At 47.6% G+C, this 1,078-nt stretch carries 1 protein-coding gene; it reads right to left on the bottom strand.

Annotated elements, in window-relative coordinates; translation table 11 throughout:
* The coding region (locus B3180_RS12660) for a penicillin-binding protein activator (RefSeq protein ID WP_286844928.1) at positions 1-1,078 on the bottom strand (1,078 nt) is incomplete at both ends.

Here is a 1,078-nt window from a genome sequence, read left to right on the forward strand (position 1 = left end):
TCAAGCCACTGAGTTAAAAGCAAATTATTACCGGCATCTGAAGCTAACCAGGGAATGTCAGAAAAGATAATACCGTTAAGATCAGAATCCCCTAAGCGGTTTTTAAGTTCGTGAGTCGCAGAACTGGCGTACACCTGAATGGGTGCGGCAAAAGGTGAAACACTGACATCAATAAAAGGTTTTAACAGACGAGTTTGTTGTAAGTTTCCCGGCAGATAAATAGCGCTGATATCTCTCCGGCTTCGTTCCTGCTCATCAACAATGATCTTTCCAGCGGCTATTTTCACTGCCCGAATGCGCTGCTGACTGTCAGTTAGCCCCAGAGAGCTTTCCACCGTTGCTTTCATGTCCGCGCGTTCCGAAAAGTAAGAAACTTTGGGGTCTCCCGCCTGCTCATTATCCCAACTCGATTTAAAGGCATCGACCATTCTACGTCCGTTGGACGTATCGGCGGCGATGATCATGGCACTTTTAGCTCCTGGAAGTTTCTGATTGATGCGCTGTGCAGCTTGCCGGGCTTCTGTATCAGGAGTTAAGGCGAAAAATGCGCTATTAGCAGAGGAGTCCGCTGATTCTCTTTCAATCTGGTTTAGAAAAATCTGAGGTACATCACTGGGTGGCTGCTCAGCCCAAAGCGCAACATTCTCTTTTAAAAGGGGACCGATAATACCAACCGGGTTCAGTGACTTTATCTGCTCTTTATGTGCCGCAATGTCACCTTGTTCGCTATCAATAAAAACCACTTGTACTTCTTTTAATTCTCCTGTGCGGGCAATAATGCCATCGCGTACGGCCTGACCTTGTTGTTGGTATTTTCCAGATAAGGGTAATAGGACCGCAATGACGGGTTTGGATGTCTTCTCGTTATCATTCCTGATTTCTGTTTCCTGCCATCTTTCTACCATATCGACTGCAGCGTGCTCGCTATAGCCTGGCAACCATTGGCTTAGGTAAGCAGACAGTTGTTCCGGGTTGGTCATGGCCTGATGATGGTAGTCAACTAAACGCCACCAACCCGCTAGAGCTAAATCAGTCGGACGTTGCTGTGGGAGCTCAGATTGGGTGACCCGGCTGGCAA

The sequence above is a fragment of the Idiomarina sp. UBA4206 genome (genome assembly GCF_002383015.1).
Classification (GTDB): domain Bacteria; phylum Pseudomonadota; class Gammaproteobacteria; order Enterobacterales; family Alteromonadaceae; genus Idiomarina; species Idiomarina abyssalis.